The following is a 25,519-nucleotide window of genomic DNA, read 5'->3' as shown; positions in this document are numbered from 1 at the left end:
TGACCGCGCGACCGGAGAAGAAGGAGATCCCATGCCCGAGCCGAGCGGCTGGCAGCGCATCACGGAGTCCAACCCCGACCACTCGCACTGGTACGTCCAGCGGTTCCGCACCATGGCGGCCGCCGGGGCCGACCTGGCGGGCGAGGCGCGGCTGGTGGACGCGATGGTGCCGCGCGGCGCACGGATCCTCGACGCCGGCTGCGGGCCCGGCCGGGTGGGCTCCGCGCTCGCCGCCGCCGGTCACGAGGTGGTCGGCGTCGACGTCGACCCGGTGCTGGTCGCGGCCGCGGAGGAGGACCACCCGGGTCCCACCTGGCTCGTGGGTGACCTCGCCGAGCTCGACCTGCCGGCCCGCGGGATCACCGAGGGCTTCGACGCGATCGTGTGCGCGGGCAACGTCATGACCTTCCTCGCGCCGAGCACCCGCCGTGAGGTGCTGCGCCGCTTCGCCGCCCACCTGCGGGCCGGTGGCCGGGCGGCGGTCGGCTTCGGCGCGGGGCGCGGCTACGCCTTCGAGGAGTTCCTGGCCGACGCCGGAGCGGCCGGGCTGGAGCCGGAGGTGCTGCTCTCCGCGTGGGACGTCCGCCCGTTCGGCCAGGGCTCGGACTTCCTCGTCGCGCTCCTGGGCAGGGCGGGCGAGACCGCCGCGGCCCACCGGTAGCCGTAGCGACGCAGCTGCTCCGTCCACTCGTACGTCCCGAGGCCGCGCGGGGCGTTGGCGAGCGGCCGGAACCGGATGGGGGCGTCGTCGGCGTCGGCGGGGAGCTGCTCGCACTCCAACGTGGCGAAGGTGCGCCACGGGCCCTGCGGCGTCGCCCACTCGAGGACGTAGATCCGCGGGTCCTGGGACGGCTCGGCGCCGAGCAGCACAGGACCGCGCGGCCCCCGGTACGGCATGAGGCTGGTGAAGGCGCCGTCCTCCGGCCGCCGCCTCATGGTCAGGACGAACCGGGACAGCGGCCCGCGCCCGGTCGAGGCGAGCAGCACGTCGATGGGGCCGTCCGGATCGTGCACCCGCATCGCCAGGCCCTGGATGTCCGGCAGGAGCTCCGGCAGCCCGATCGCCCGGGAGAACCGCACCTGCGCCTCGCGGCGGCCCGGGACGCCGAGCGCCAGGCCGAGCTCGGGGGGCCGGGAGTGCAGGTGGAGATGGGCGCGCACCACGGCGCCGCGGGGGTGCAGCGGCTTCGCCCCGCGCATCACGCCGAGGGCCGCGGCGACGCCGCCGAGCGCAACACCCGCACCCGCCGCGGCCACGGCCGCCAGCCTGGGAAGGAGGGCCATCCCCACCACCTCTCGTCGCCGTCCGACAGGTCCACCTTCTCCTGCCGCGGCGACCTTCGCCAGCGTTCGGCCGTCCGAGGTCACCTCCGGGCCGCGGCCCTGGCCTCTGCCTGCTCGGCCCGCACGGTGCGGGCGTGGGCGGTGCGCCGCGTGACCAGGTGGAGCACGACGCCCAGGGTGAGCATGGCCAGCCCGTAGGTCCAGACCTCCAGCGACTGCTGGGTCAGGAGGACGAGGCAGGACACCACCGCGAGCACCGGCAGAGCGGCCGGGGTGCGGAAGTGCTGGTGGTCGACACGGTCCCTGCGCAGCACGAGCACCGCGACGTTGGTGCTGAGGAAGACGAACAGCAGCAGGAGCACCACGGTCTCGGCCAGCACCGCCAGGTCACCGACGAGCGTGAGCCCGACGGCGAGGGCCGTGGTGAGCACGATGGCGAGCCACGGCGTGCGCCGGTTCGGCAGCACGCGGGTCAGCGGGTGGGGCAGCAGCCCCTCGTCCGCCATGCCGTACGCCATGCGGCTGGACATGATCATCGTCAGCAGCGCCCCGTTCGCCACGGCGACGAGGGCGATCGCGCTGAACGCCCACGGGGGCAGGCCGATCCCGGTGGCCGCGACGACGTCGAGCAGCGGACTGGTGGACCCGGCGAGGTCGCCCGGGTCGATGACGAGCGCGGAGACGACGGCGATCAGCAGGTACACGACGCCGGCCACGGCGAGCGCGCCGAACAGGGCACGCGGGTAGACGCGGCTGACGTCGTGGACCTCCTCGGCGACGTTGGCCGAGACCTCGAAGCCGACGAAGGAGTAGAAGGCGATCAGCGCGCCGCCGAGCACCGCGGCCCCGAGCCCCACGCCGTCGGGCAGCTCGGTGAGCCGGCCGGGGGATCCCTGCCCGCCGCCGACGGCGACGGCGCCCAGGACGACGACCAGCACGAGGCCGGAGACCTCGATGACGGTCATGACCACGTTGGAGCGCACGGACTCCTTGATCCCGCGGGCGTTGAGCAGGGCGAGCAGGACGAGGAACACGGGGGCGGCCACCGCGGTCGGCATGTCGACGAAGGTGGAGAGGTAGTCGCCGGAGAAGGCGATCGCGAGTCCGGCCGCGCTCGTCACCCCGGCCGCGAGCATCGAGAAGCCGACGAGGAAGGAGATGACCGGGCGGCCGAAGGCCCGGCGCGCGAAGACCGCCGCGCCGCCGGCCTTGGGGTACTTGGTCACGAGCTCGGCGTAGCTCGACGCCGTCAGGAGGGCCATGGCCATCGCGAGGAGCAGGGGCGCCCACATCATCCCGCCCGCCTCCTCGGCCAGGACGCCCACGAGGGCGTAGACGCCGGCGCCGAGGACGTCTCCGAGGATGAACAGGAAGAGGAGGGCGGGCGTGATGCCCTTCCGCAGTCGGGAGGTCTGCCCGGCCGCGGGCGCGCTGGTCGTCATCGGCACAGGTTGAGGCCGCCTGCGGACCGCCGCAAGCGGGACCGCTCCGGTTGCCGCGCCTGGCGGCGCCCCGCACGCTTTCAGCAAGCAGGGCGCCCACGCGGGGTGCGACCGCCCACCGGAGGAGAACGTCGATGAGCAGCAAGAGCACAGTGGATGCCGACCACCCGGCCAAGCCGGGCTCCCTCGGCGACATCCGCAAACCTTCCTGGGGCTATGTCCTGCGCAAGACCGTCCGGGAGTTCCTGGACGACCAGTGCACCGACCTGGCGGCCGCCCTCACCTACTACGCGATCCTGTCGCTCTTCCCCGCGCTGATCGCGCTCGCCTCGATCCTGAGCCTCGTGGGCCAGGGCCAGAGCACGCAGACGATCATCGACATGGCCTCGGAGTTCATCCCTCAGGAGTCTATGGAGCGCCTCCAGCCGATCCTTGAGAGCATCACCTCCGTGGAGGGAGCAGGATGGGGCCTCTTCCTCGGTCTGCTGGTGGCCCTGTGGACGGCCTCGAACTACGTCAACGCGTTTTCCCGGGCGATGAACCGCATGTACGAGGTTCCCGAGGGCAGGCCGATCTGGAAGCTCCGCCCGGTGATGTACCTGCTCACCCTCGCGATGCTGATCCTCGTCGCCATGGCCGCGGTGATCCTCGTGGTCTCCGGACCGGTCGCCGAGGCGATCGGCGGGCTCATGGGGCTCGGCGACCAGGCCCTCCTGGTGTGGGGCATCGCGAAGTGGCCGGTCCTGCTGCTCATCGTGGTGGTCACGATCGCCCTGCTGTACTACGTCACCCCGAACGTGCAGATGCCGAAGTTCCGGTGGGTCAGCCCCGGCGCCCTCATCGCGATCGTCGTGGCGGCCCTGGCCGCCCTCGCCCTGGGCCTGTACGTCAGTGCCATCGGCGGCGAGAGCTACGGCGAGACGTACGGCGCGCTGGCCGGCGTCATCATCTTCCTGCTGCTGCTCTGGATTCTGAACCTCGCGCTGCTCTTCGGCGCCGAGTTCGACGCCGAGCTCGAGCGCGGCCGTCAGCTTCAGGCCGGCATCCCCGCCGAGGAGTCCGTCCAGCTGCCGCCGCGGGACACCAGGGCCAGCGACAAGAAGGCCGAGAAGGCCGAGGAGGACATCGAGAAGGGCCGGGCCCTGCGCATATCCCGCGGACGCACGCAGGACCTCGACGAGACCTCCGCCAAGCCCGAGGACGTCCCGGCGAAGCGTGACCGCGCCGCCCGACGCCGGCACGACGACGAGTAAGCAGCCCGCCGAGCCCCTGACGCGTCAGCAGAAATCGGCTGCTCCTCTGCTCAGCCGAGGTCGGCCGGATCCACCACCACGATCCGGTCGTCCTCGGGCGTCGGCTCGCCGCGGGACCGGTTCGACGTGAGCAGCCAGAGGTTGCCCGCCGCGTCCGGCTCGACCGCCCGCAGCCGCCCGTACTCCGCCTGCAGGAGCCGGGCCGGCTCGCCCGTGCCGCCGTTCCCGGTCAGCGGCACCCGCCACAGCGACTCCCCGCGCAGCGCGGCCAGGTAGACCTGCCCGCCCGTGACGGCGATCCCGCTGGGCGAGGCCTCGGCCGTGGACCACTGGCGCAGCGGGTCGACGAACCCTTCCACAGCGCCCACGCCCTCTACCTCGGGCCAGCCGTAGTTGCCGCCCGGCTTCACGAGGTTGAGCTCGTCGTAGGTGTTCTGCCCGAACTCGCTGGCGTACATCCTCCCGTCCGCGTCCCACCCGAGGCCCTGGACGTTGCGGTGGCCGTAGGACCAGACCGGGGAGCCGTCGAACGGGTTGCCGGGCGCCGGCCGGCCGTCGGCGTCGACGCGGAGGATCTTCCCGCCGAGGGAGGCGACGTCCTGCGCGCTCGACGGCTCACCGGCGTCCCCGGTGGTGACGTAGAGGAACCCGTCGGGCCCGAACGCCAGGCGCCCGCCGTTGTGGTTACCGGCCCGGGGGATGCCCTCCACGACCACGGCGTCGGGCTCGAGGGTGTCGCCCGACAGACGCATGCGCAGCACCCGGTTGTCCGCGTCGGTGGTGGCGTAGACGAAGACGTGCCCGGTGCGCTCGACGTCCGGGGCGACGACGATCCCCAGCAGCCCGCCCTCGCCGCCGTGCCGGACGCCGGGCACCGTGCCCAGCTCCGTCACCGAGCCGTCCGGCGCCACGCGCAGGACGCGAGCGGTGTCCCGCTCGGTGACGAGGGCGTCGCCGTCGGGGAGGAAGTCCAGCCCCCACGGCGAGAGGAGGTTCGTGACGAGGACGCCCGGCTCCGCCGCGGCGGCCGGTGCGCCGCCGGTCGCGGGGGCGCTCGGTGAGGTGCCGTCCGTGCCGGCGTTCGGCGACGTCGGGGCGCCCGTCGGTGCTCGGGTCGAGGGTCCCGCCGCGGTGCTCGTCGCGCCCGGCGCGACGGTGTCGGGTCCTCCGATGCCCGCGCACGCGCCGACGGCCACCGCCAGCACGACCGCACTCACCGCAGGGACCGCACTGCCCGCACGACGCGACCTCATGGGCCTCACCACCCTCGCTCCCATGATGGCGCAGCACGCAGCGACGACGGGCCTGGACCGTCGGGGCGCCACCGTCGGCGCACCGCCGTCCGGACACAGGTGCCCGCGCACAGGGCCGGGAGCCGCGGGCCGATGTCAGACACCGCCGAGGACGCAATCCTCAGGGCGTCGCCTCATCCTCAGGGCGTCGCCTCCAGGTGGACGGTCTTGAGCACGGTCATCGCCGCGAGCAGGTCGGGCCCGTAGCCCGCGCCGGCGCCGCTGTCCCGTCGCGGGTCCGCCGAGCCGCCGGGCGCCCCGCCGAACACGGCGTTGACCTTCACGGTGCCGACCTCCAGCTCCTCCGCCGCGCGCAGCGCGTGCGCGAGGTGGGCGGTGAGCACGGTGGCGGCCAGGCCGTACCGGCCGGCGTTCGCGAGCCGCAGCGCCTCGTCGAAGTCGGCCACACGCGTCACCGCGGCGACCGGCCCGAAGGTCTCCTCGGTCATGACGGCCAAGTCGGCGGTGCACCCGTCCAGCACCGTGGCGGGGTAGAAGCAGCCCGCGCCGTCGGGCCGGGAACCGCCGGCCAGGACCCGCGCGCCCGCGTTCACCGCCGCCGAGACGTGCTCCTCCACGACCGCCAGCTGCGCCTCGTCGACGAGCGGGCCCAGCTCCGTGGCCCGGTCGGCGGGGTCGCCCACCCGCATGTCCTCCGCGATCCGCACCAGCTCGCCGAGCACGTCGTCGGCCACGCCCTCGTGCAGGTACACCCGCTCGACCGAGGTGCAGATCTGCCCGGTGTTGGTGAACGCGCCGAGCGCGATCTGGCCGGCCGCCCACGCCGGGTCGACGCCGGCATCGACGACGATCGGGTCCTTGCCGCCGTTCTCGAGCAGCACCTGCCCACCGCGGGCGCCGACCCGCGCCGCGATCTCCCGGCCCGCCGCCGTCGAGCCGACCTGGGCGACCAGGGCGACCCGCGGGTCCGCGACCAGCGCGGTGCCCGTGGCGGCGTCGCCGTTGACGACGTTGAGCACCCCCGCCGGGAGCGCCCCGGCGATCAGCCGCGCCAGCTCCCACCCGGGGGCGGCGCTGCGCTCGGACGGCTTGTGCACCACGGTGTTGCCGGTGACCAGCGCGGCGGCCAGCAGGCCCGCCGCCGTCGGGAACGGGTCGTTCCACGGCGTGATGACGGCGACCACGCCGTGCGGCTCCCGACGCACCACGTCCAGGGCGGCGGGCGCGCCCGCCAGCGTGCGCCCGGTGGCGCCCAGCCCGGTGGTGGCAGCCTCCTCGAGGAGGTCGGCGGCGACGACGGCGGACTCGCGCGCCTGCCCGATCAGCCGGCCCGTGGTCGCGGTGAGCAGCGCGCCGAGGTCGTCCGCGGCGGCCCGCACGGCGCCCGCCGCCTCGCGCAGGGCGGCCGCCCGCTCGGCCGGTGGGGTTCGCCGCCACGCCCTGGCGGCAGCGGCCGCGGCGTCGACGGCGGAGGCCACCTCCGCGTCGGTGGCGGGCACCACCACCCAGGCCGGCTCGCCGGTGACCGGGTCGGCACGGTCGAGCTCGCGCTCCCCCGCGGCCGCGACCTCGTCGCCGCCGACGAGATGGGCGCCCAGGCGCCGTGCGGCGGCGAAGAGAGCGGGTGTCTGAACGGTCTGCGAGCTGCTCACAAGTCCTCCCGAGCACTTCGAGGTGCGAGAAGCGCTTCTCGCCTCCACAGTGGTCCACACGTCGGCCGGCAGCCGCCGGAGGACGCCGCCCTGACTGTGCACGACGACGGGAAAGGCCGCCACTCATGCGCATCCTCGGTGTCAACGCCCTGTTCCACGATCCCTCCGCCGCGCTGGTGATCGACGGTCGGGTCGTCGCCGCCGCCGAGGAGGAGCGGTTCTCCCGGCGCAAGCACGGCAAGCGCCCGGTGCCCTTCGCGGCGTGGGAGCTGCCGGAGCTGTCGATGCGGTGGTGCCTCAAGGAGGCGGGGCTGACCCCGGCGGACCTCGACGTCGTCGCCTACTCCTACGACCCGGCGCTCGCCCGGCCCGTCGACCAGCTGGGCCTGGTCGACCCGTGGGACGACCTGCGCCAGACCTACGCGCGGCGGGCCCCGCAGTTCCTCGCCGCGGCGCTGCCCGGCCTCGACCCGGAGAAGGTCCGCTTCGTCCCTCACCACGTCGCGCACGCGGCGTCGGGCGCGCTGGCCTCACCCCACGAGCGCAGCAGCGTCCTGGTCCTCGACGGGCGTGGCGAGCACGCCTCCCACCTCTCGGGCCGCTACACCGGCGGCTCCCTCGAGGTCCTCGCAACCCAGGACCTCCCGCACTCGCTCGGCCTGCTCTACGAGTCCCTCACCGAGCACCTCGGCTTCCTGCGCTCCTCCGACGAGTACAAGGTCATGGCCCTGGCGTCCTACGGCGAGCCGCGCCACCTGGAGGAGCTGCGCGAGACGATCCGGGCCACGGACGACGGCGGCTTCGAGGCGCCCGTCCCGGACTGGTCGCGGTGGTCGCCCGCACGCGACCGCGACGCCCGTCTCGACGAGGAGGCCTGGCGGGGCGCCCACGCCGACCTCGCCTGCTCGGTCCAGGCCCGGCTCGAGGAGGTCCTCGTCGATCTCGCCCGGTGGCTGCACGAGCGCACCGGCGACCGCGTCCTCACCATGGCCGGCGGCACCGCCCTGAACTGCGTGGCGAACTCCCGCATCTGGCGCGAGACCCCGTTCGAGGAGGTCTGGGTCCAGCCCGCGGCGGGCGACGCCGGAACCGCCCTCGGCGCGGCGCTCCAGGCGGCCGCGGACCGGGGTGAGACCACCGCACCGATGCCGTCGGCAGCGCTGGGCCGCCAGTGGTCCGACGACGAGCTCGCCTCCTGGCTGCGCGGTGCGGCCGTGCCGTTCACGACCCCGGACGACCTCGACGAGCAGGTCGCCGAGGTGCTGGCCCACAACGGCGTCGTCGCCTGGTTCGACGGCCGCAGCGAGTTCGGGCCCCGGGCGCTCGGTCAGCGCTCGCTCCTCGCCAACCCCGGCGTGGCGGCGAACCTGGAGCGGCTCAACGACGTCAAGGGACGCGAGCAGTTCCGGCCGGTCGCACCCATGGTGCTCGCCGACCACGCCGCGGAGATCTTCTCGGGCGGGCCGGTGCCGAGCCCGTACATGCTCTTCGTCCACGACGTCGCCCCGGTCTGGCGGGACCGGATCCCCGCCGTCGTGCACGTGGACGGCACCGCCCGCATCCAGACCGTCGACCCGGCCACCCAGCCGCGGCTGGGGGCGATGATCCAGGCCTTCCACCGCCGCACCGGCCTGCCCGTGGTGGTCAACACCTCGCTCAACACGGCCGGGCGGCCCATGGTCGACGACCCGCGCGACGCCCTCGAGCTCTTCGGCTCCGCCCCCGTGGACGTCCTGGTCGTGGGACCGCACCTGGTGCGCCGGTCGATGATGTTCGCCGGTGCGGAGCGCGTCCACGAGGCGGCCGGGGTCGCGCTGTGACCGCCGCGCCGGGCTACGCCGTCGTGGTCCCCACGATCGGGCGGCCGTCGCTGCGGGTGCTGCTGGACTCCCTCGCCGCCCAGGCCCGCGACCCGGGGCACGTGGCGCCCGCCGAGGTGGTGCTCGTCGACGACCGGCCCCTCGACGCCGCCCCGGTGCCCCCGGGCGGCCCGGCGGCCGCCACCGGCGTCCCGCCGGCGCTCGACGTGCCTCAGCTGCCGTGGCCGGTGCGGGTCGTCCGCTCCGGCGGCCGGGGCCCCGCCGCGGCCCGCAACGCCGGCTGGCGCTCGGTGTCCGCCGATTGGGTGGCCTTCCTCGACGACGATGTCCTCCTCCCCCGCGACTGGTCCCGCCGCCTCGGCGCCGACCTGGCCGCCGCCGGCGACGACGTCGGCGGGAACCAGGGCCGCATCCACGTGCCGCTGCCGGCGCACCGGCGGCCCACCGACTGGGAGCGCAACACCGCCGGCCTCGAGACCGCCCGGTGGGCGACGGCGGACATGGCCTACCGGCGCGCCGCCCTGGCCGCCGTGGCCGGCTTCGACGAGCGGTTCCCGCGCGCCTACCGGGAGGACGCCGATCTCGCCCTGCGGGTGCGGCGGGCCGGCTGGCGCCTCGAGCGCGGCGCCCGCTCGATCGTGCACCCCGCCCGCCCGGCCGACTGGTCGGTGAGCCTGCGCATGCAGGCGGGCGCACGCTCCGACGCGCTCATGCACGCCCTCCACGGGCCAGGCTGGCGGCGGGAGGCCGAGACGGGACGCGGGCGCTTCCGCTGGCACGTCGCCACGGTCGCGGCCGGTGTCGCTGCGCTCGCTGCAGGGGCCTACCTGGACACCAAGGGCGAGAAAGTGATCCTGGGCCCGACAAGTGCGCTCGGGACGACTTCATCTGCCCAGCACCACTTATCTGCCCTGCACCGCCCGCCCGCGCCGCACCACCCGCCTGCGCGACCGCACCCGCCGGCGCTGCGCTCGACAGCATCCGCTGTCATCGCGGCCGCCGCCTGGGCGGCCCTGACCGCCGACTTCGCCCGACGGCGCATCGCGCCGGGGCCGCACCCTGGCCAGGACGGGTGGCTGTCCGAGTGGGGCCGCATGGCGGCCACCAGCGTGGTGATCCCCTGGCTGGCGGTGTGGCACCGGGGTCGCGGCGCGCTGGACTACCGGGCCGGCGTCGCCGCCTGGCCGCCGCCGCTGCGCGCCGTCCTTCTCGACCGCGACGACACCCTCGTCCACGACGTCCCCTACAACGGCGACCCCGACCGCGTGCGGCTCGTCGACGGCGCCCTCGAGGCGCTGCGCCGCGTCCGCGCCGCGGGTCTGCGCACCGGGCTGGTGACCAACCAGTCCGGGGTCGCGCGCGGGCTGCTCACCGAGGACGACGTCGCCGCGGTCAACGAGCGGGTGCGTGCCGAGGTCGGCGGGCTGGACACCGTGCAGCACTGCCCCCACGGTCCCGAGGACGGCTGCGCCTGCCGCAAGCCCGGACCGCTCATGGTGCTGCGTGCGGCCGCCGCGCTGGGCGTGGCGCCGTACGAGTGCGCCGTGGTGGGCGACATCGGCGCCGACGTCGACGCCGCCCGCGTGGCCGGCGCCCGCGCGGTACTGGTCCCGACGTCGCGCACCCGGCCCGAGGAGATCGCCGCCGCCGACGTGGTGGCTCCGGACCTCGCCGCCGCGGTGGAGCTGCTGCTCGCTGCAGCGCCCGGGGCGCCCGACGACGGCGTACCCCGCGCGGACGACGGTGCCCGGCCGGTCCGGCCCCTGGCGGTCGTGGGATGAGCCGCGTGCTGGGCGTCCGGCTCGACAACGACGGCGACGTCCTGCTGGCCGGACCGGCGCTGCGCGCGCTGGCCACCTCCGCCGACCACCTCGACCTGCTGGTCAGCCCGTCGGGTCAGGGCGCGGCGCGCCTGCTCCCTGGTGTCGACGGCGTGCTCGTGGCCGAGGTCCCGTGGTCCGGCTACGTCCCACCGCCGGCCGACCCTGCCCAGCTCCAGAGGTTGGTCGCCCTGCTCGCGCAGCGCTGCTACGACCGGTGCGTCATTTTCACCTCCTTCCACCAGAGCCCGCTGCCGATGGCGCTGCTGGCCCGGATGGCCGGCATTCCCTACGTCGCCGCGACCAGCGTCGACTACCCCGGCTCGTTGCTCGACGTACGCCACCGGCGGCCCGACGGGCTGCACGAGGTGGAGGCGGCCCTGGACCTCGTCCGCGCCACCGGCGCGGACCTGCCGGCCGGCGACGACGGACGACTCGCCCTGCGCCGGCCCCTCCCGCCGGCCCCCGCGCTCGTGCCGGACCGGCCCTACGTCGTCGTCCACCCCGGCGCGTCGGTGCCCGCCCGCGCCATGACCGCCGGGCACGCGCGCGCCGTCGTCGCGGCACTGCGGGAGGACGGGTGGCCGGTCGTGGTCACCGGCGGGCCGGGCGAGCGCGAGCTCGCGTCCGTCGTCTCGGGCCCGACCGACGACGTGGCCGGCCCCGCCGGCATCATGCCCAGCCCGGCCCACGAATCGGTGGGCCCGGCCGACGACGGGCCGGGCCGCGTCGTCGACCTGGCCGGACGCACCGACCTCGCCGAGCTCGCCGCGGTGCTCGACGGCGCCGCGTGCGTCGTAGTCGGCAACACCGGTCCCGCCCACCTCGCCGCGGCGGTCGGCACCTCGGTGGTCTCCCTGTTCTCCCCCGTGGTCCCGGCCGAACGGTGGGCGCCGTACGGCGTCCCGGCCGTGGTGCTCGGCGACCAGCACGCGCCGTGCCGCGACACCCGCGCCCGCGAGTGCCCCGTCCCGGGCCACCCGTGCCTGACGGGGGTGCCGCCGGCCGACGTCGTCCGCGCCGTGCGCACGCTCGCCCCGGCGGAGGTGCACGCATGAGGATCCTCATCTGGCACGTCCACGGCTCCTGGCTCACCCCGTTCGTGCACGGCCCGGACGAGTACCTGATCCCGGTCCTGCCCGACCGCGGGCCGGACGGGCTCGGCCGGGCGCGCACCTGGACCTGGCCCGCCGCCGCGCGCGAGCTCACCCCGGCCCAGCTGCGGGAGGAGGGCTGCGACGTCGTCGTCCTCCAGCGCCCCCACGAGATCGACCTGCTCCGCGAGTGGACCGGGCTGCGGGCCGGCGCCGACGTCCCGGCGGTCTACGTCGAGCACAACACCCCCGCCGGGCCGGCACCGGCCACCCGGCACCCGCTGGCGGACCGCTCCGACATCCCGGTCGTGCACGTCACCGCCTTCAACGCCCTCATGTGGGACTGCGGCGCAGCGCCCACCACCGTGATCGACCACGGCCTGGTCGACCCGGGCTACCGGTACACCGGCACCGAGGAGCGGCTCGGGGTGGTGGTCAACGAGCCGGTGCGCCGCTGGCGGGTGGCCGGCACGGACGTGCTGCTGCGGATCGCGGACGAGCTGCCGGTCGCCGTGCACGGCATGGGCATGGCGGCGCTTCAGGAGCGCGCCCCGCACCTGGCCGGGCACCTGCACGAGGACGTCCCGCAGGACCGGATGCACGACCTGCTCGCGCGGCACCGCGCATACCTCCACCCCTACCGGTGGACGTCGCTCGGGCTGTCCCTGCTCGAGGCCATGACCCTCGGGATGCCGGTGCTCGCGCTCGCCACCACCGCCGCCCCCGAGGCGGTCCCCGACGACGCCGGGGTGGTCAGCTCCGACCCCGACGTCCTGGTCGCCACCGCCAGGCGGTGGCTCCAGGACCCCGACGAGGCCCGTGCGCGGGGGCAGGCCGCACGCGCGCACGCACTGGACCGCTTCGGCCTGGACCGGTTCCTCGCCGACTGGCAGCAGCTGCTGAAGGAGGTAGATCGATGAGGATCGCCATGGTCTCCGAGCACGCGAGCCCGCTCGCCGTGCTCGGCGGGGTGGACGCCGGCGGGCAGAACGTGCACGTCGCCGCGCTCGCCACCGCCCTCGCCGAGGACGGGCACGAGGTCGAGGTTTACACCCGCCGCGACCGCGCCGACCTGCCGGAGCGGGTGCCGATGCACGAGCGGGTCACCGTCGTGCACGTCCCCGCCGGGCCACCCGTCCCCCTGCCGAAGGACGAGCTCGCCCCGTTCATGCCCGCCTTCGGCCGGTGGCTCGCGCGCACCTGGACGCTCCGCGGCCGGCCCGACGTGGTCCACTCCCACTTCTGGATGTCCGGCCTGGCGGTCCTCGAGGCCGCCCGCACCGTCCCGGTGCCGACGGTGCACACCTACCACGCGCTGGGCACGGTCAAGCGGCGTCACCAGGGCGCCGCGGACACCTCCCCGCCCGGCCGGATCCGCGACGAGCGCCGCATCGGCCGGGCCGTCGACCTTGTCGTCGCCACCTGCAGCGACGAGGTGACCGAGCTGCGGCGCCTCGGCGTCCCGGAGAGCAGCGTGCGGGTGGTGCCCTGCGGGGTGGACGTCGAGCACTTCACCCCCGGCGACGGCGACCCCGCCGGGGCGGGTGACCGCCCCGGCCCGGCGGGGCCCCGGCGTCGGCCGTACCGGCTGCTGTCGGTGGGCCGGCTCGTCCCCCGCAAGGGCATCGCGACCGTCGTCGAGGCGCTCCCCGCGCTGCCCGACGCGGAGCTGGTGGTCGCGGGCGGCCCCTCGGCGGCCGAGGTCGACGGCGACCCAGAGGTCCGGCGCCTGCGCGCCCTGGCCGCGAGGCTGGGCGTGACTGACCAGGTGCGGTTCCTCGGGTCGGTGGCCCGCGGCAACATGCCGGCGCTGATCCGGGACGCCGACGTCGTCGTCGCCACGCCCTGGTACGAGCCGTTCGGGATCGTCCCGCTGGAGGCCGCCGCGTGCGGGCGACCGCTCGTCGGCTCCGCCGTCGGCGGGCTGCTCGACAGCGTGTCCGACGGCGAGACCGGGCTCCTCGTCCCGCCCCGCGACGCCGCCGCCCTCGCCGGCGCGCTCACGACCCTGCTCGGCGACCCGGACCTGCGCCGCCGCTTCGGCGTCGCCGCCCGGCGCCGCGCCCTGGACCGGTTCTCCTGGGCCACGGTGGCGGCCGGGACCCTCGCCGCCTACGAGACCGCCACCGACCCCGCGCTGAAGGAGGCGACGGCATGAACGCCCTGAACGCTCTCGACTGGATCGAGGACCACGAGCGCGAGCTCCATGCCGCGTTGGCCGCGCTGCGGTGCGAGTCCGGCACCGTCGCGCGGTGGGGCCGCACCCTGGCGGAGCGCCTGCTCGACGGCGGCCGGCTCCTCGCCGCCGGGAACGGCGGGAGCGCCGCGGAGGCCCAGCACCTGACCTCGGAGCTGGTCGGCCGCTTCCTGGCGGAGCGCCGACCCTTCTCCGCCATCTCGCTGTGCGCGGAGAGCTCGTCGGTCACGGCCATCGTCAACGACTACGGCATCGACGAGATGTTCGCCCGGCAGGTCGAGGGGCACGGGCGGCCCGGTGACGTGCTCGTCCTCCTCTCGACCTCGGGGAAGAGCCCGAACGTGGTGCGCGCCGCGGAGCGCGGCCGCGAGATCGGCATGCACGTGTGGGCGTTGACCGGGCGCGGACCCAACCCGCTCCAGGAACGCAGCGACGACGCCCTGTGCGTCGACGCGCCCTCCACCGCCGCCGTCCAGGCCGTCCACCTGGTCGCGATCCATGCCCTGTGCGCCGTCCTGGACGCCGAGCTCGCGAACCTCTCCGCAGGTGCAGCTCTCGCCAACGACCCGGGCCCCGGACCGCTCGCCCTGGGCCCTGCGGGGCACGCCTCGCCGCACGCCTCGCCGGTCCGCGCCGCGCCCGATCCCCTGCGGCGGACCGCATGAGCCGCCAGGTGCCGCACGTCGTGGTGGTCGGCGACGTCGTCCTGGACCGCGACGTCGACGGCCGCGTCGAGCGGCTCAGTCCGGACGCCCCGGTGCCGGTCGTGGACGTCACCGGTACCCGGGAGAGCCCCGGCGGGGCGGGCCTGGCCGCGCTGCTGTGCGCGGCGGGCGGCGCCCGGGTGACCCTGGTCGCGCCCGTGGCCGACGACGGACCGGGCCAGCGCCTGGCCGCCCAGCTCCGCCGCGCACTCACCCTGGTGGCGCTGCCGCACGAGGGCGGGACGCGCACCAAGACGCGCGTGCGCAGCAGCGGCCAGTCTCTGGTGCGCGTGGACGACGGCGGACCGGGAACCCCGGGCCCGGTCGCGACGGCGGAGGTCTCGGCGGTTCTCGCCGGCGCCGATGCCGTGCTCGTCTCCGACTACGGCGCGGGCGTCACCCGCGACCCCGCGCTGCGCGCCCTGCTCGCGGACGCCGCCCGGTCCACTCGGCTGGTCTGGGACCCGCACCCGCGCGGCGGGCCGCCCGTGCCCGGCGCGGCGCTCGTGACGCCGAACGCTGCCGAGGCCCACGCAGCCATGGCCCGGGCCGCTGCGTCCGGGGTCGGTACGGCCGGAGCGGGTGCGACAGGGGCGGGGGCAGCAGGGGCGGGGGCAGCCCCGACAGCCGCAGCCCTGACAGATGCGGCCGGCGCGGAGGCAGCAGGGGCGAGTGGGTTCGAGGCGGCGTCCGCGGTCGCGGCCGACGCGCCGCCGGACGTGGTCGCCGCCGACCTGGTCCGCCGCTGGCAGGCCGCCGCCGTGTGCGTGACCGCCGGCGCTGCAGGTGCCTACCTGGCGCGATCCGGCGCGGAGGCAGCGTTCTTCCCCGCCGTCGCGGCCGACGGTGACCCCTGCGGCGCGGGCGACCAGTTTGCCGCGAGCTGCACCGTCGCCCTGGCCGGCGGGGCGTTGGTGCCGGAGGCGGTGGAGCTCGCCGTCGCCGACGCATCCGCCTGGGTGGCGGCCGGCGGGGCCGAGGGGTTCCGCCACCGCACCGCCCGTACTGCCGCGGGCACGGGTAGCGGCGACGCCGGGCGCGACGAGGCCGGCGGTGTCCCGGACGCCCGCCGTGCCAAGGAGGTCGATCGTGCTCAGGACGCCGACCGTGCCCCGGACCCGGCCCGCGCGGTCGGCGCCGGCCAGGCCCGGCCCGGCCGCCCGTGGAGCGAGGACCCCAGCGCGCTCGACCGGCTCACCGCCCGGCTCCGCGCCGACGGCGGAACGCTCGTGGCCACCGGCGGCTGCTTCGACATCGTCCACGCCGGCCACGTCGCCACCCTGCAGGCGGCTCGCCGGCTCGGTGACCACCTCGTCGTCGTCATGAACTCCGACGCGTCCGTCACCCGGCTCAAGGGCCCCGGCCGGCCGGTCGTGCCCGCGCCCGACCGTGCCCGGGTCCTGGCCGCGCTCGACTGTGTGGACGCCGTCGTCGTCTTCGACGAGGACGACCCCCGTGCGGTCCTCGACCGGCTGCGCCCGGACGTCTGGGCCAAGGGCGGCGACTACGGCGGCGCGCCGCTGCCGGAGTCGGAGGTCGTCCGACTCCACGGCGGGCGGGTGGTCCTGCTGCCGTACCTCGGCGGGCGCTCCACCACCTCGATCATCCAACGCTCGGGCCTGGCCCGGGCGTCCGCACCCTTAAGGAGTCCTGCATGAGCACTGCCCCGCAGCAGTCCCGCGCCCCCCGCGAGGTGGGCACCGTCTTCGTCACCGGCGGCGCCGGCGGGCTCGGGGCCGCCGTCGTCGACGCCGTCCGGGAGGCGGGCGGCGCCGCGGCCGTCCTCGACCGGGTCGCCCCTCCGGGCGAAGTCCCGCACGTCACGGTCGACCTCGCCGACTCCGGCGCGGCCGCCGAGGCGGTCGACCGGCTCGTGAAGGAGGTGGGACCGCCGTCGGCGGTGGTCACCGCGGCCGGGACGGACGCGTGCGGCCCGATCCTGGAGATCGAGCCCGCGGCGTGGGAGAAGGTGGTCCGCGTCAACCTCTTCGGCACGGTCGCGGTGATTCGCGCCTGCCTGCCCCACCTGGAGAAGGTGCGGGGCACCGTCGTGACGGTCTCCTCCACGCTCGGGCTTCGTGGCGCGGACGCCGCCACGGCGTACTCGGCCTCGAAGTTCGCGATCCGCGGGTTCTCCCAGGCACTCGCGGCGGAGTACGCCGGCCGGGTCGGGGTGACGTGCCTGGTGCCCGGCGGGATGCGCACCGCCTTCTTCGACGGGCGCGACGAGCGGTTCCGCCCCGCGCCGGACCAGGATCTCAACGACCCCGCCAACACCGCCTCGGCCGTGCTGACGGCGCTGCGGCAGCCGGTGGGCAGCGAGATCCGCGAGATGCTCGTCATGGCGTCCGGGGAGACCTCCTGGCCATGACACCGCGGGACGACGGCCCGGCCGGTGACGTCCTCGTGCTGCGTGCGCTGGGGCTTGGCGACACCCTCACCGCAGTACCGGCGTTGCGCGGGCTCCGCCGGGCGTTCCCCGGACGACGCCTGGTGCTCGCGGGACCTGCCGCGCCCGGCGGGTGGCTGCGCGAGCTCGGTGTCGTCGACGAGGTGCTGCCCACCTCCGGTCTGGACGCACCGCTGCGTTGGGAACGCCCGGGCGGCCACGTGGCCGTGAACCTCCACGGCCGCGGCCCGCAGAGCCATCAGCTGCTCTCCGCGACGGGACCGTCGCGGCTCGTCGCGTTCGGGTGCCCGGAGGTGGGGCATCCGGGGCCGCCCTGGGTACGCGACGAGCACGAGGTCGACCGCTGGTGCCGGCTCGTGCGGTCTGCGGGCGGGGACTGCTCGGCCGAGGATCTGCGCCTGCCGGCACAGGCAGGCGCGGAGCGAGGAAGGGGGCCCGCCGGAGATGGCCGGGTGGTCGAGACAGAGCCGGTGGTGGTGCACCCAGGGGCCGCATCGCTGGCTCGCCGCTGGCCGGCCGAGCGCTGGACCGCCGTCGCCCGTGCGCTGGCCACGACGGGCCACCCGGTGGTGCTCACGGGATCCGGTGACGAGGTCGACGTGTGCCGGCGCATCGCCCGGGCCGCCGGCGCAGGAGTGCACTCCGTGGCCGGCAGTCTCGACCTTCCCGCCCTCGCCGAGAGGGTGGGCACGGCCGGCCTGCTCGTGTGCGGGGACACCGGGGTGGCCCACCTCGCGACAGCCCTCGGCACGCCGTCCGTGGTGCTGTTCGGCCCGACCCCGCCGACGTGGTGGGGGCCGGCGATCGATCATCACCTGCACACCGTCGTGTGGCACGGGACGGGCCCCTGCGATCCGCACGCCGTCACGGTCGATCCTGCGCTCGCCGAGATCGGGGTCGATGAGGTCGTCGAGGCCGCGCGTGACCTGCTCGAGACGACGACAGCCCGCACCACCGCGCCCAGCTGAGCAGCCGTTCCACATCAGAACGGCGGTTCGGCGGGTTGGTCGAGGAGTGACGCGTCCCACGGAGTAGGTCGAGTACCCGGCGGTGCGGCTGTGCTCCGGACGGCGGCGTGGCCGTCGGCGCTCGGAGCGTGCAGGTCCGGCGGTCCGTTCGACGGCAAGGCTGTGCCCCGATGCCCGACTTGTGGCGGCGGCGTGCCACGGTCGCCCGGCGACGCCGTCGATCCGTCGGGCGTGACACGGTCGTACGGCGGTGCCGTGGATCCGGTGAGCGCGTCAAGCAGGCCGGCCGATAGGCGGCCGTTGCTGGACGTGATCTGTTCGTGGACGGCGAGCAGCTGGGCGTGGGCGGGGTCGGGAGCCGGCGTGCGGTCATCGATCTGCCCTGACCGCGCTGCTGCACCTCCGGCGATTCCGGTGGAGCCGGGGGCCGGCGGAACGTTCGGGCGTCTACGGCGGGCGTCACGTCTGGTGGTGCCGATGAGAGTTCCCTCGGCCCGGTAGAAGGCGAACCCGTCGGCCAGGGGGACGATGCGGACGTGGTCGCGGTGGATGACGTGGTGGTGGTAGCTGCAGGCGGTGATTCCGTTCTCGACCGATGTCGGCCCGCCGCGGGAGTACCAGATGATGTGGTGGACCTCGGACCAGGAGGCACGGATCTGGCAGCCGGGCCACTGGCAGTGCCGGTCCCGGGTGGTGACCGCCCGGCGGATCTCCTTCGCGTAGGTGCGCTGGGTGAGCCCGACGTCCAGGACCTGGGAGTCCGCGTCCATGACGACCCGAGTCATCTCGCAGTCGCACATCAGCCGGAGCAGCTCACCCAGCGGCACAAGCGTGCCGTCCTCGAGCTCGGCCGGCGCGACGGCCGGCAGGGCGGGCGACCCGGACGTGGGGCGGCTGACGCGCCCGGATCTCGCACAGCCTCCCGCCCGGGGACCGGCGCCGTCGGTGGCCTCGACGTCGGTGGTGGTGCGGGGGCGTCCGTCGGCGTCGAGGCCGAACGCGGCGCCGCTGCCATGGGCTGCCTGGACCGCGGCGCCGGTGGCGTCCTCGATCGCCTGACGGTGGCGACGGGCGGCGGCCCAGGTCTCCTCGTCGGTGATCAGCGCGATGTGGGGGCGGATCTGGGCGCCGTTGAGGTCGGACCCGGTCTGCAGGGTGCGCGAGGCCATCGTGACGAGGGCGTCTGCGAGACGCTGGGCGCGGGTGCGTGGGTCGTCGGCGGCCGGAGCACCGGCGACCGTGTCCAGGGCGGTCTCGACAATGGTTCCGGAGACGTCGTCGAGCACCCACGTGCCGGAGCGACCGCCCGCGCTGCGGGTGGTGGTGACCGCTCGGCGGCGCCAGGAGGCCTCGAAGGACTCTTGCGCGGCGCGGGAGTCGACCGTGGCGGCCGCCTTCTGCGCTGCCTTCGCCAGCTCCGGGGCGGACAGTTCCTTGCCCTTCGCGGCCAGGTCGGCGGCCATCCCTGAGTCCAGGGCGGCCCGGACCTCCTCGGAGGCGCCCGCCCGCAACCGCGAGAGCGCCTTGGCGTGCTCCAGAGTCAGCTCTCCGGCGGCGACGCCAGCCTCGACCTCGGGCATCGCCTGCAGGCCCTCGGCGACCTGAAGCTCACCGAGCGCGGCCCCGCGCCCGGCCCCGGTGGTCCGGGCGCGCCAGTCGGCGTAGTCGCGGTCCCTGGCGGTCCCCCACCGGCCGTCCTCGCGATGGGCGAGCAGCACCTTGCCCCGGTAGAGCGTGAGGTCCTGGATCACGGCGTCCAGGGCGGTGATCGCAGCCTCCCGCTCGGCATGACCCCAACCCTGCGCGCCGGTCGCCGGGGCGCCGGCTCGCAGCCCCTCGACCGCCGTCCGCAGTCCGGTGAGCAGGGGCGCCGGGGCCGCCGTCGTCGGCTGCGCGACGTCACGCGTCAGCCGCTCGGCCTCGATGGCGACCATCCGTGCTCACCCCCTGACCACCACGTCGTGAACTGATGTTCGAAACACTACGTGGTGGGTCTGACATTCGGCCATGGACCGCCGTCATCCCAGGTCAAGGCTGTGGACAACTCGTCCGACGCCTTGCCGGGGGTTCGGTCCCACGCGCACGACGTCTGCGTCGACGTCGCGATCACCCCGGTCAGGCGCTCTCGCTCAGCGCCTCCCGGAACCAGGCCACGGTGCGGCCCAGCCCCTCCTCCCACGTCACGGTGGGGTGCCAGCCGAGCACCTCGGCGGCGAGCGTGGTGTCCGGACGGCGGACCTCCGGGTCGTCGGTCGGGCGGCCGACGAACATGATCTCCGAGCGGGAGCCGGTGGCCGCGCGCACGTCCTCCGCGATCTGGAGCACCGACCGCTCGTGCGGGTTGCCGATGTTCACCGGCCCCGCGTGCGCGCTGGCGGTCATGGCGAGCACGCCGGCGACGAGGTCGTCGACGTAGCACACGGACCGCGTCTGGGTGCCGTCACCTGCCACGGTGATCGGCTCGTCCGCGAGCGCCTGGCGGATGAACGTCGGGATCGCCCGTCCGTCGTCGGGCCGCATGCGCGGGCCGTACGTGTTGAAGATCCGCACGATGCCGGTGTCCACGCCGTGCGTCGAACGGTAGGCGGTCACCAGCGCCTCGGCGTACCGCTTGGCCTCGTCGTAGACCCCGCGCGGGCCTATCGGGTTGACGTGGCCCCAGTAGTCCTCAGGCTGGGGGTGCACCTGCGGGTCGCCATAGACCTCCGACGTCGAGGCGAGCACGAACCGGGCGCCCTTGTCGCGGGCGACTCCCAGGGCGCGCTCGGTGCCGACGGACCCCACGCGGAGGGTCTCGATGGGCATCTCGAGGTAGTCCACGGGAGAGGCCGGGGAGGCGAAGTGCAGCACCAGGTCGACGTCGCCGCGGACGTGGGCGTTCTCGGTGACGTCGCAGTGCACCAGCTCGAACCCCGGCCGGCCCACGAGGTGTGCGACGTTGCCGGGCGTGCCGGTGAGGAAGTTGTCGAGGCAGACCACCGCCCACCCGTCGGCGAGCAGCGTCTCGCACAGGTGGCTGCCGAGGAACCCGGCGCCGCCCGTGACCACGGCCCTCCGGTCCGGCGCACCGTCGCGCCCGGACGCGCTCCGCACCGTCCTCATGCATCACCTCCGTAGCTCGACGCGCCCGCCGGGACGCGCTCGTCGGCCGGCCGGCGATCCGGCAGATCCGTGGTCGCGGACAGCAGGTCGAGCTGGCGCAGCACCTCCGCCGGAGCCGGCCGCCTCGTCCGCAGCGCGGCGGGGACATCGCGCAGCGCGTCCAGGGCACCGGATCGTTCCGCCGGACCCGCGCGCAGGGCGCGCCGGAACCGGTCGACGGCGTCGGGCCACGGCAGGCGCATGACGCCCGTGAGCACGCCGGCCCGGGTCATGGCGCGGACGCGCCGCTCCGGGGAGTCGCGCACTGGTGAGGGGTGGTGGTGCACGACGACGTCGTCGACATAGCTCATCGCCCACCCACCGGCGGCGAGGTCGATCGCCAGACGCTCCTCCTCGCCGGGGAAGCGCACCACGGGGTCGAAGCCGCCGACGGCGAGGAAGGCCTCCCGGCGCACCATGGCTGCGCAGGCAACGAAGCCGAGGATCGGCACGCCAGGGACGCCAGGCTCACGCGGCAGCGGCGAGCGCGCCATCACCTCGCAGACAGAGTCGGCCCGGGCCTCGGGACCGACCAGGATCCGCGCGTTCAGCAGACCCAGGCGCGAGTGGTCGGCCAGGGTCGCGGCCCCTGCCGCCAGCGCCCCGGGCGCCCACCAGGAGTCGTCGTCGGCGAAGGCGACGAAGGGGGTGCGCGCGCGCCGGGCGCCGATGGTCCGAGCGTAGGCGCCGGCGTTGCGGCGCAGCCTGACCGCCTCGACGTGCGGGAACCGCTCCTTCACCGCGTCGGCACTGCCGTCGGTGGAGGCGTTGTCGACGTAGACGACTGGCGCGCGGTGGCGGGCGAGGGACGCGAGCAGCTCGTCGCGGCGGTTCTGGCTGACGACGACCACCGTGACTCCCGGATCCTCCGGGCTCATGCCTGGCGTCCCGCCATGACAGTTCCTCCCGCTCTCCGGCGTGGTCGGTCGCCGTCACGGTGACACGGGGTGGCGGTGCTCGCATCCGGAAGGGCTGCTAACTCGCTCGCCGGGCGGTGACCCGCGACGCACCGGCCAGGGTGCGGGCTCCCTCATCCGGTCGTAGCGTCGTACGTGGCGGCCCCGGCTGGGGCAGCCTGTCGACGGAAGGAGACCTCATGGGTCTGGGAGACAAGGTCAGCAACGCGGCCGAGCAGGCCAAGGGCAAGGCCAAGCAGTCCACCGGCGAGGCCACCGACGACCGGAGCCTGCAGGCCGAGGGCCACAAGGACCAGGCCAGCGGGAACCTCAAGCAGGCCGGCGAGAACGTGAAGGACACGTTCAGGTAGGCCGTGACCGCATGCCCGACCCACAGGGTCGGAACTCGTCGGGTCAGGGGCGGCGTGCGAACGCCGCCCCTGACCCATGCCTGGGTCGACGCGGTGATCTTCTGCGGGGCGACGCGGTGCGCTTCACTCCGGACGGCTGGCTACGGCCGCGCTCGCCCGTGCCAGCCAGATGACCCTCGGCAGCGCTGCGACCCCTCACTCCCGACCTGCTGGTGATCGGCTCTCCTCCCGCGGGAGCGAGGGAGAGTTCCCCGGCTGATCTCCGGACGGGTCCGCCTCGATGATGCGCAGCAGCATCGTCCGCAGCTCGCCCATCTGGTCGGCGGTCAGCGAGGCCGACACCATCCTCTCGAGCAGCGCCGGGTCGTCGATCGCCCGGAGTGCGGCGAGCCCGGCATCGGTGACGGCCACGACGTGGCGACGGCGGTCCGTGGCGTGGGGCTCCCGGCGCACGTACCCGACCTGCTCGAGCCCGACCAGCATCCGGCTCATCGTCTGCTCGGTGACCTTCAGGGCACGCGCGACCTCCCGCTGCGAGTGCGGCCCCGCGGAGAGCACGGCCAGCACCGGCAGCGTGGCGTGCGTGAGCGACCACTGCTCCAGGTAGGCGTCCCACGAACGCTCGACCCGGCGGGCGGCCATCGAGAGCAGCCGGCCGGTGGGCCAGGACTCCGGACCGGCGGTTCCGCGCTCGGCGGGTCGTGCCTGGTCCTCGGCCACGGGTCGTCGACTCACGCCGCCCATCCTCCCCCACCGCCGATCGTCCGCGGTTGCACCAGGAGACGTCATGACCTCATGATTACTCAGCACCCTGAGCATTCCACTGGAGACTCCGATGAACCACACCGCCCGCCGTTCTCGCCGCGGCGCCGTCCTCCGCGCCCTCGTGGTGGTCGCGGTCCTGCTCGCGTGGCTCGGCATCGGTGCCGCCGGCGGCATGGCCCAGGGCACCCTGTCCCAGGTGCAGGAGAACGACGCCGCCGCCTTCCTGCCGGCGAGCGCCGAGTCGACCCTGGCCGGTGAGGCCGGGCGGGAGTTCGTCGACACCACGAGCCTGCCGGCTCTCGTCGTCGCCACCGCGGCCGACGGCGGAACGCTGGCGCCGGAGCAGGTCGCCGCCGCGCAGGAGTTCGCCGCCGCGGTGCCCGAGCTCCAGCTGCCGGGCGGCGGAGCGCTCGGCGATGCCCTGACGGGCCCCGTGGCGGCGGTGCCGTCCGAGGATGGCGAGGCGGTGCTGGTCCCGGTCGCGATCGACGCGGACCGGGCGAACGAGCTCGTGGGGGCGGACGAGGAGCGCCTCGTCAACGTCGCCGTCGACACGCTGCGGGACGCCGGCGCCGAGACGCTCGCCGCTGCGGACCTGAGCGTGTACGTGACGGGCCCGGCGGGCTACGTCGCGGACCTCGTCTCCGCTTTCGGCGGCATCGACGGCATCCTGCTCGGCGTCGCGCTCGTGGTGGTCCTGGTGATCCTGGTGATCGTCTACCGGTCCCCGTCGCTGCCGTTCGCGGTGCTGCTCACCGCGGTGTTCGGGCTGTGCCTGGCGGCCCTCGTGGTCAAGCCGCTCGCGGCCGCGGACATCATCCAGCTCAACGGCCAGGGGCAGGGGATCCTCTCGATCCTGGTCATCGGCGCCGCCACCGACTACTCCCTGCTGCTCGTCGCGCGCTACCGCGAGGAGCTGACCCGGCACGCGCACCCGGTGGACGCCATGCGGGCCGCCTGGCGCGCCTCCCTCGAACCGATCCTGGCCAGCGCGGGCACGGTGATCGTCGGGCTGCTCTGCCTCCTCCTGTCCGACCTCGGCTCCAACTCGAGCCTCGGCCCGGTCGGTGCCGTCGGCATCGCCGCCTCGGTCCTGGCCGCGCTGACGCTCCTGCCGGCGATGCTGCTGGTGGGCGGGCGCCGCTCGCGCTACGTGTTCTGGCCGCGCACACCGCACTACGTCCGCCCCGCGGGCAGGCACGAGATCGGCCGCCCCGCGGAGCCCCGTGCCGAGCGGGCCGGCCTGTGGGCGCGCCTGGCCGGGTTCGTCGCCCGCCACGACCGTCCGGTCTGGGTGCTCACCGCCGTCGTGCTGGCCGGCGCCGCCGCCTTCGTCACCACCCTCCGGGCCGAGGGCACCAGCGACTCGGACATCTTCCTCAGCGACGTCGAGGCCGTGACGGGCGGGGAGGTGCTGGCCCGCCACTTCGAGGTCGGCCAGGTGGAGCCGACCGTCGTCATCGCCCCCGAGGGCTCCGCCGAGGCGGTGGTCGCGGCGGCGCAGGGGGTCGACGGCGTGCTGGGCGCCACGGTGCTCACGGAGGCCGCCGCCCAGGGCGGCGGCGCCCCGGCCGGTGGAGCGGACAGCGGACCCGGTGGAGCGGACGGCGGACCCGGCGGACCGGACGGCGGACCCGGCGGACCGGACGGCGCACAGGGCGGTCCGGCTGCCGGGGCCGCGGACGCGGCGCCGATCGTCGTCGACGGCCGCGTGCGGGTCGAGGTGGTGCTCGAGGACTCCGCGGAGTCGCAGGCTGCCCTGGGCACCGTGGCCGACGTGCGCGAGGCGGTCCACGAGGTCGAGCCGGACGCGCTGGTCGGCGGTGCGGCGGCGGAGCGCCTGGACACCCAGCAGACCTCGGCCCGTGACCTGCGCACGATCATCCCGGTGGTCCTGATCGCCATCTTCGTCATGCTCGCGCTGCTGCTGCGCGCCGTGGTCGCACCGCTCGTGCTGCTCGCCGCGAACCTGCTCTCGTTCGGCGCCACCATGGGGCTCGCCGCCGTGGTGTTCAACCACGTGCTCGACCTCCCGGGGGCCGACGCCACGGTGCCGCTCTACGGGTTCGTGTTCCTCGTGGCGCTGGGCATCGACTACTCGATCTTCCTCATGACGCGGGTGCGGGAGGAGTCTCTCCAGCACGGGACCCGGGAGGGCGTGCGCCGGGGCCTGGCGGTCACCGGTGGCGTCATCACCTCCGCCGGCCTGGTGCTGGCGGCCACGTTCAGCGCGCTGGCGGTGATCCCGCTGCTGTTCCTGCTCCAGCTGGCGTTCATCGTCGCGGTCGGTGTCCTCATCGACACCTTCGTCGTCCGGAGCCTGCTGGTCCCGGGCGTCATCCACGACATCGGGCGCTCCACGTGGTGGCCGTGGGCCCGACGGGTCCCACGCGACGAGGACCTGCCTGCCGAGCCGGACGGCGTCCCGGCCCCCGCGCACGCGGGCTGA

The 25,519-nt window shown here is 75.3% G+C and carries 20 protein-coding genes; 13 read left to right on the top strand and 7 right to left on the bottom strand.

Going from position 1 to position 25,519, the window contains the following annotated elements; translation table 11 throughout:
• Positions 1-31: 31 nt before the first annotated feature.
• Complete coding sequence (locus KZX45_RS11575; protein WP_248257898.1) at positions 32-661, top strand: bifunctional 2-polyprenyl-6-hydroxyphenol methylase/3-demethylubiquinol 3-O-methyltransferase UbiG; 630 nt, start codon at positions 32-34, stop codon at positions 659-661.
• Positions 662-1,364: 703 nt separating this feature from the next.
• Here KZX45_RS11575 and KZX45_RS11570 read toward each other — a convergent pair.
• Positions 1,365-2,726, bottom strand: a complete 1,362-nt coding sequence (locus KZX45_RS11570) for an APC family permease (protein ID WP_248257897.1) — start codon at positions 2,724-2,726, stop codon at positions 1,365-1,367.
• A 134-nt stretch (positions 2,727-2,860) separates the two neighbouring features.
• On the opposite strand from KZX45_RS11570, the gene KZX45_RS11565 reads away from it, so the two are divergent.
• Positions 2,861-3,979: a YihY/virulence factor BrkB family protein gene (locus KZX45_RS11565; protein ID WP_248257896.1), complete on the top strand. Its 1,119-nt coding sequence runs from the start codon at positions 2,861-2,863 to the stop codon at positions 3,977-3,979.
• A 50-nt stretch (positions 3,980-4,029) separates the two neighbouring features.
• Here the strand turns inward: KZX45_RS11565 and KZX45_RS11560 are convergent, their stop codons facing one another.
• Both KZX45_RS11560 and KZX45_RS11555 read right to left on the bottom strand, forming a co-directional pair.
• Positions 4,030-5,196: a PQQ-dependent sugar dehydrogenase gene (locus tag KZX45_RS11560; RefSeq protein WP_248257895.1), complete on the bottom strand. Its 1,167-nt coding sequence runs from the start codon at positions 5,194-5,196 to the stop codon at positions 4,030-4,032.
• Between the two features lie 215 nt (positions 5,197-5,411).
• Positions 5,412-6,884, bottom strand: coding sequence for an aldehyde dehydrogenase family protein (locus tag KZX45_RS11555; RefSeq protein WP_248257894.1), 1,473 nt, complete (start codon positions 6,882-6,884; stop codon positions 5,412-5,414).
• Between the two features lie 125 nt (positions 6,885-7,009).
• Between KZX45_RS11555 and KZX45_RS11550 the strand changes: the two genes are divergently transcribed.
• From KZX45_RS11550 to KZX45_RS11510, 9 genes are read left to right on the top strand one after another with little or no spacing between them, the layout of a single operon-like run.
• Complete coding sequence (locus tag KZX45_RS11550; RefSeq protein WP_248257893.1) at positions 7,010-8,704, top strand: carbamoyltransferase C-terminal domain-containing protein; 1,695 nt, start codon at positions 7,010-7,012, stop codon at positions 8,702-8,704.
• On the top strand, positions 8,701-10,485 hold the full coding sequence (locus KZX45_RS20290) for an HAD-IIIA family hydrolase (RefSeq protein ID WP_248257892.1): 1,785 nt from the start codon (positions 8,701-8,703) through the stop codon (positions 10,483-10,485). The genes KZX45_RS11550 and KZX45_RS20290 overlap by 4 nt, the downstream gene beginning before the upstream one ends.
• On the top strand, positions 10,482-11,582 hold the full coding sequence (locus KZX45_RS11540; RefSeq protein ID WP_248257891.1) for a glycosyltransferase family 9 protein: 1,101 nt from the start codon (positions 10,482-10,484) through the stop codon (positions 11,580-11,582). Before KZX45_RS20290 ends, KZX45_RS11540 begins: the two co-directional genes overlap by 4 nt.
• A complete protein-coding gene (locus KZX45_RS11535; protein ID WP_248257890.1) occupies positions 11,579-12,538 on the top strand; it encodes a glycosyltransferase in 960 nt (319 codons plus the stop codon). Before KZX45_RS11540 ends, KZX45_RS11535 begins: the two co-directional genes overlap by 4 nt.
• A complete protein-coding gene (locus tag KZX45_RS11530; protein WP_248257889.1) occupies positions 12,535-13,776 on the top strand; it encodes a glycosyltransferase in 1,242 nt (413 codons plus the stop codon). The genes KZX45_RS11535 and KZX45_RS11530 overlap by 4 nt, the downstream gene beginning before the upstream one ends.
• Positions 13,773-14,480 carry an SIS domain-containing protein gene (locus KZX45_RS11525; protein WP_248257888.1) on the top strand — a complete coding sequence of 236 codons (708 nt, stop codon included), beginning with the start codon at positions 13,773-13,775 and terminating at the stop codon, positions 14,478-14,480. Before KZX45_RS11530 ends, KZX45_RS11525 begins: the two co-directional genes overlap by 4 nt.
• Positions 14,477-16,177, top strand: a complete 1,701-nt coding sequence (locus tag KZX45_RS11520; RefSeq protein WP_248257887.1) for an adenylyltransferase/cytidyltransferase family protein — start codon at positions 14,477-14,479, stop codon at positions 16,175-16,177. Before KZX45_RS11525 ends, KZX45_RS11520 begins: the two co-directional genes overlap by 4 nt.
• Positions 16,174-16,890 (top strand): SDR family oxidoreductase, encoded by a 717-nt coding sequence (locus KZX45_RS11515; RefSeq protein ID WP_248257886.1) that lies wholly within the window; start codon positions 16,174-16,176, stop codon positions 16,888-16,890. The genes KZX45_RS11520 and KZX45_RS11515 overlap by 4 nt, the downstream gene beginning before the upstream one ends.
• Entirely contained in the window at positions 16,887-17,897 is a 1,011-nt protein-coding gene (locus KZX45_RS11510) for a glycosyltransferase family 9 protein (RefSeq protein WP_248257885.1), read from the top strand. The genes KZX45_RS11515 and KZX45_RS11510 overlap by 4 nt, the downstream gene beginning before the upstream one ends.
• 14 nt (positions 17,898-17,911) lie before the next feature.
• On the opposite strand, the gene KZX45_RS11505 is transcribed toward KZX45_RS11510, so the two are convergent.
• From KZX45_RS11505 to KZX45_RS11495, 3 genes are all read right to left on the bottom strand, one after another.
• The gene (locus KZX45_RS11505) at positions 17,912-19,831 is read right to left on the bottom strand and encodes an HNH endonuclease signature motif containing protein (protein ID WP_248257884.1); all 1,920 of its coding nucleotides are present in this window, start codon (positions 19,829-19,831) and stop codon (positions 17,912-17,914) included.
• 181 nt (positions 19,832-20,012) lie between these two features.
• Entirely contained in the window at positions 20,013-20,999 is a 987-nt protein-coding gene (locus tag KZX45_RS11500) for a UDP-glucuronic acid decarboxylase family protein (protein ID WP_248257883.1), read from the bottom strand.
• On the bottom strand, positions 20,996-21,916 hold the full coding sequence (locus KZX45_RS11495; protein ID WP_248257882.1) for a glycosyltransferase family 2 protein: 921 nt from the start codon (positions 21,914-21,916) through the stop codon (positions 20,996-20,998). Before KZX45_RS11495 ends, KZX45_RS11500 begins: the two co-directional genes overlap by 4 nt.
• A gap of 218 nt (positions 21,917-22,134) precedes the next feature.
• On the opposite strand from KZX45_RS11495, the gene KZX45_RS11490 reads away from it, so the two are divergent.
• Positions 22,135-22,305 (top strand): CsbD family protein, encoded by a 171-nt coding sequence (locus KZX45_RS11490; RefSeq protein WP_248257881.1) that lies wholly within the window; start codon positions 22,135-22,137, stop codon positions 22,303-22,305.
• A 195-nt stretch (positions 22,306-22,500) separates the two neighbouring features.
• Here KZX45_RS11490 and KZX45_RS11485 read toward each other — a convergent pair whose 3' ends face one another.
• Positions 22,501-23,040 carry a MarR family transcriptional regulator gene (locus KZX45_RS11485; protein ID WP_248257880.1) on the bottom strand — a complete coding sequence of 180 codons (540 nt, stop codon included), beginning with the start codon at positions 23,038-23,040 and terminating at the stop codon, positions 22,501-22,503.
• Between the two features lie 100 nt (positions 23,041-23,140).
• Here KZX45_RS11485 and KZX45_RS11480 point away from each other — a divergent pair, with 100 nt between their 5' ends.
• A complete protein-coding gene (locus KZX45_RS11480) occupies positions 23,141-25,519 on the top strand; it encodes an MMPL family transporter (protein ID WP_248257879.1) in 2,379 nt (792 codons plus the stop codon).

Source organism: Georgenia sp. EYE_87 (genome assembly GCF_023148685.1).
Classification (GTDB): Bacteria; Actinomycetota; Actinomycetes; order Actinomycetales; family Actinomycetaceae; genus Georgenia.
Note: the sequence above shows the minus strand (reverse complement) of the source record. Positions and strands in the feature narration are given on the sequence as shown.

Coding starts and splice junctions, on each gene's coding strand:
- KZX45_RS11525 (WP_248257888.1), top strand. CDS start 13,773: ATGAACGCCCTGAACGCTCTCGACTGGATCGAGGACCACGAGCGCGAG.
- KZX45_RS11565 (WP_248257896.1), top strand. CDS start 2,861: ATGAGCAGCAAGAGCACAGTGGATGCCGACCACCCGGCCAAGCCGGGC.
- KZX45_RS11530 (WP_248257889.1), top strand. CDS start 12,535: ATGAGGATCGCCATGGTCTCCGAGCACGCGAGCCCGCTCGCCGTGCTC.
- KZX45_RS11505 (WP_248257884.1), bottom strand. CDS start 19,831: ATGGTCGCCATCGAGGCCGAGCGGCTGACGCGTGACGTCGCGCAGCCG.
- KZX45_RS11500 (WP_248257883.1), bottom strand. CDS start 20,999: ATGAGGACGGTGCGGAGCGCGTCCGGGCGCGACGGTGCGCCGGACCGG.
- KZX45_RS11535 (WP_248257890.1), top strand. CDS start 11,579: ATGAGGATCCTCATCTGGCACGTCCACGGCTCCTGGCTCACCCCGTTC.
- KZX45_RS11575 (WP_248257898.1), top strand. CDS start 32: ATGCCCGAGCCGAGCGGCTGGCAGCGCATCACGGAGTCCAACCCCGAC.
- KZX45_RS11540 (WP_248257891.1), top strand. CDS start 10,482: ATGAGCCGCGTGCTGGGCGTCCGGCTCGACAACGACGGCGACGTCCTG.
- KZX45_RS11520 (WP_248257887.1), top strand. CDS start 14,477: ATGAGCCGCCAGGTGCCGCACGTCGTGGTGGTCGGCGACGTCGTCCTG.
- KZX45_RS11480 (WP_248257879.1), top strand. CDS start 23,141: ATGAACCACACCGCCCGCCGTTCTCGCCGCGGCGCCGTCCTCCGCGCC.
- KZX45_RS11510 (WP_248257885.1), top strand. CDS start 16,887: ATGACACCGCGGGACGACGGCCCGGCCGGTGACGTCCTCGTGCTGCGT.
- KZX45_RS11570 (WP_248257897.1), bottom strand. CDS start 2,726: ATGACGACCAGCGCGCCCGCGGCCGGGCAGACCTCCCGACTGCGGAAG.
- KZX45_RS11490 (WP_248257881.1), top strand. CDS start 22,135: ATGGGTCTGGGAGACAAGGTCAGCAACGCGGCCGAGCAGGCCAAGGGC.
- KZX45_RS11515 (WP_248257886.1), top strand. CDS start 16,174: ATGAGCACTGCCCCGCAGCAGTCCCGCGCCCCCCGCGAGGTGGGCACC.
- KZX45_RS11550 (WP_248257893.1), top strand. CDS start 7,010: ATGCGCATCCTCGGTGTCAACGCCCTGTTCCACGATCCCTCCGCCGCG.
- KZX45_RS11495 (WP_248257882.1), bottom strand. CDS start 21,916: ATGAGCCCGGAGGATCCGGGAGTCACGGTGGTCGTCGTCAGCCAGAAC.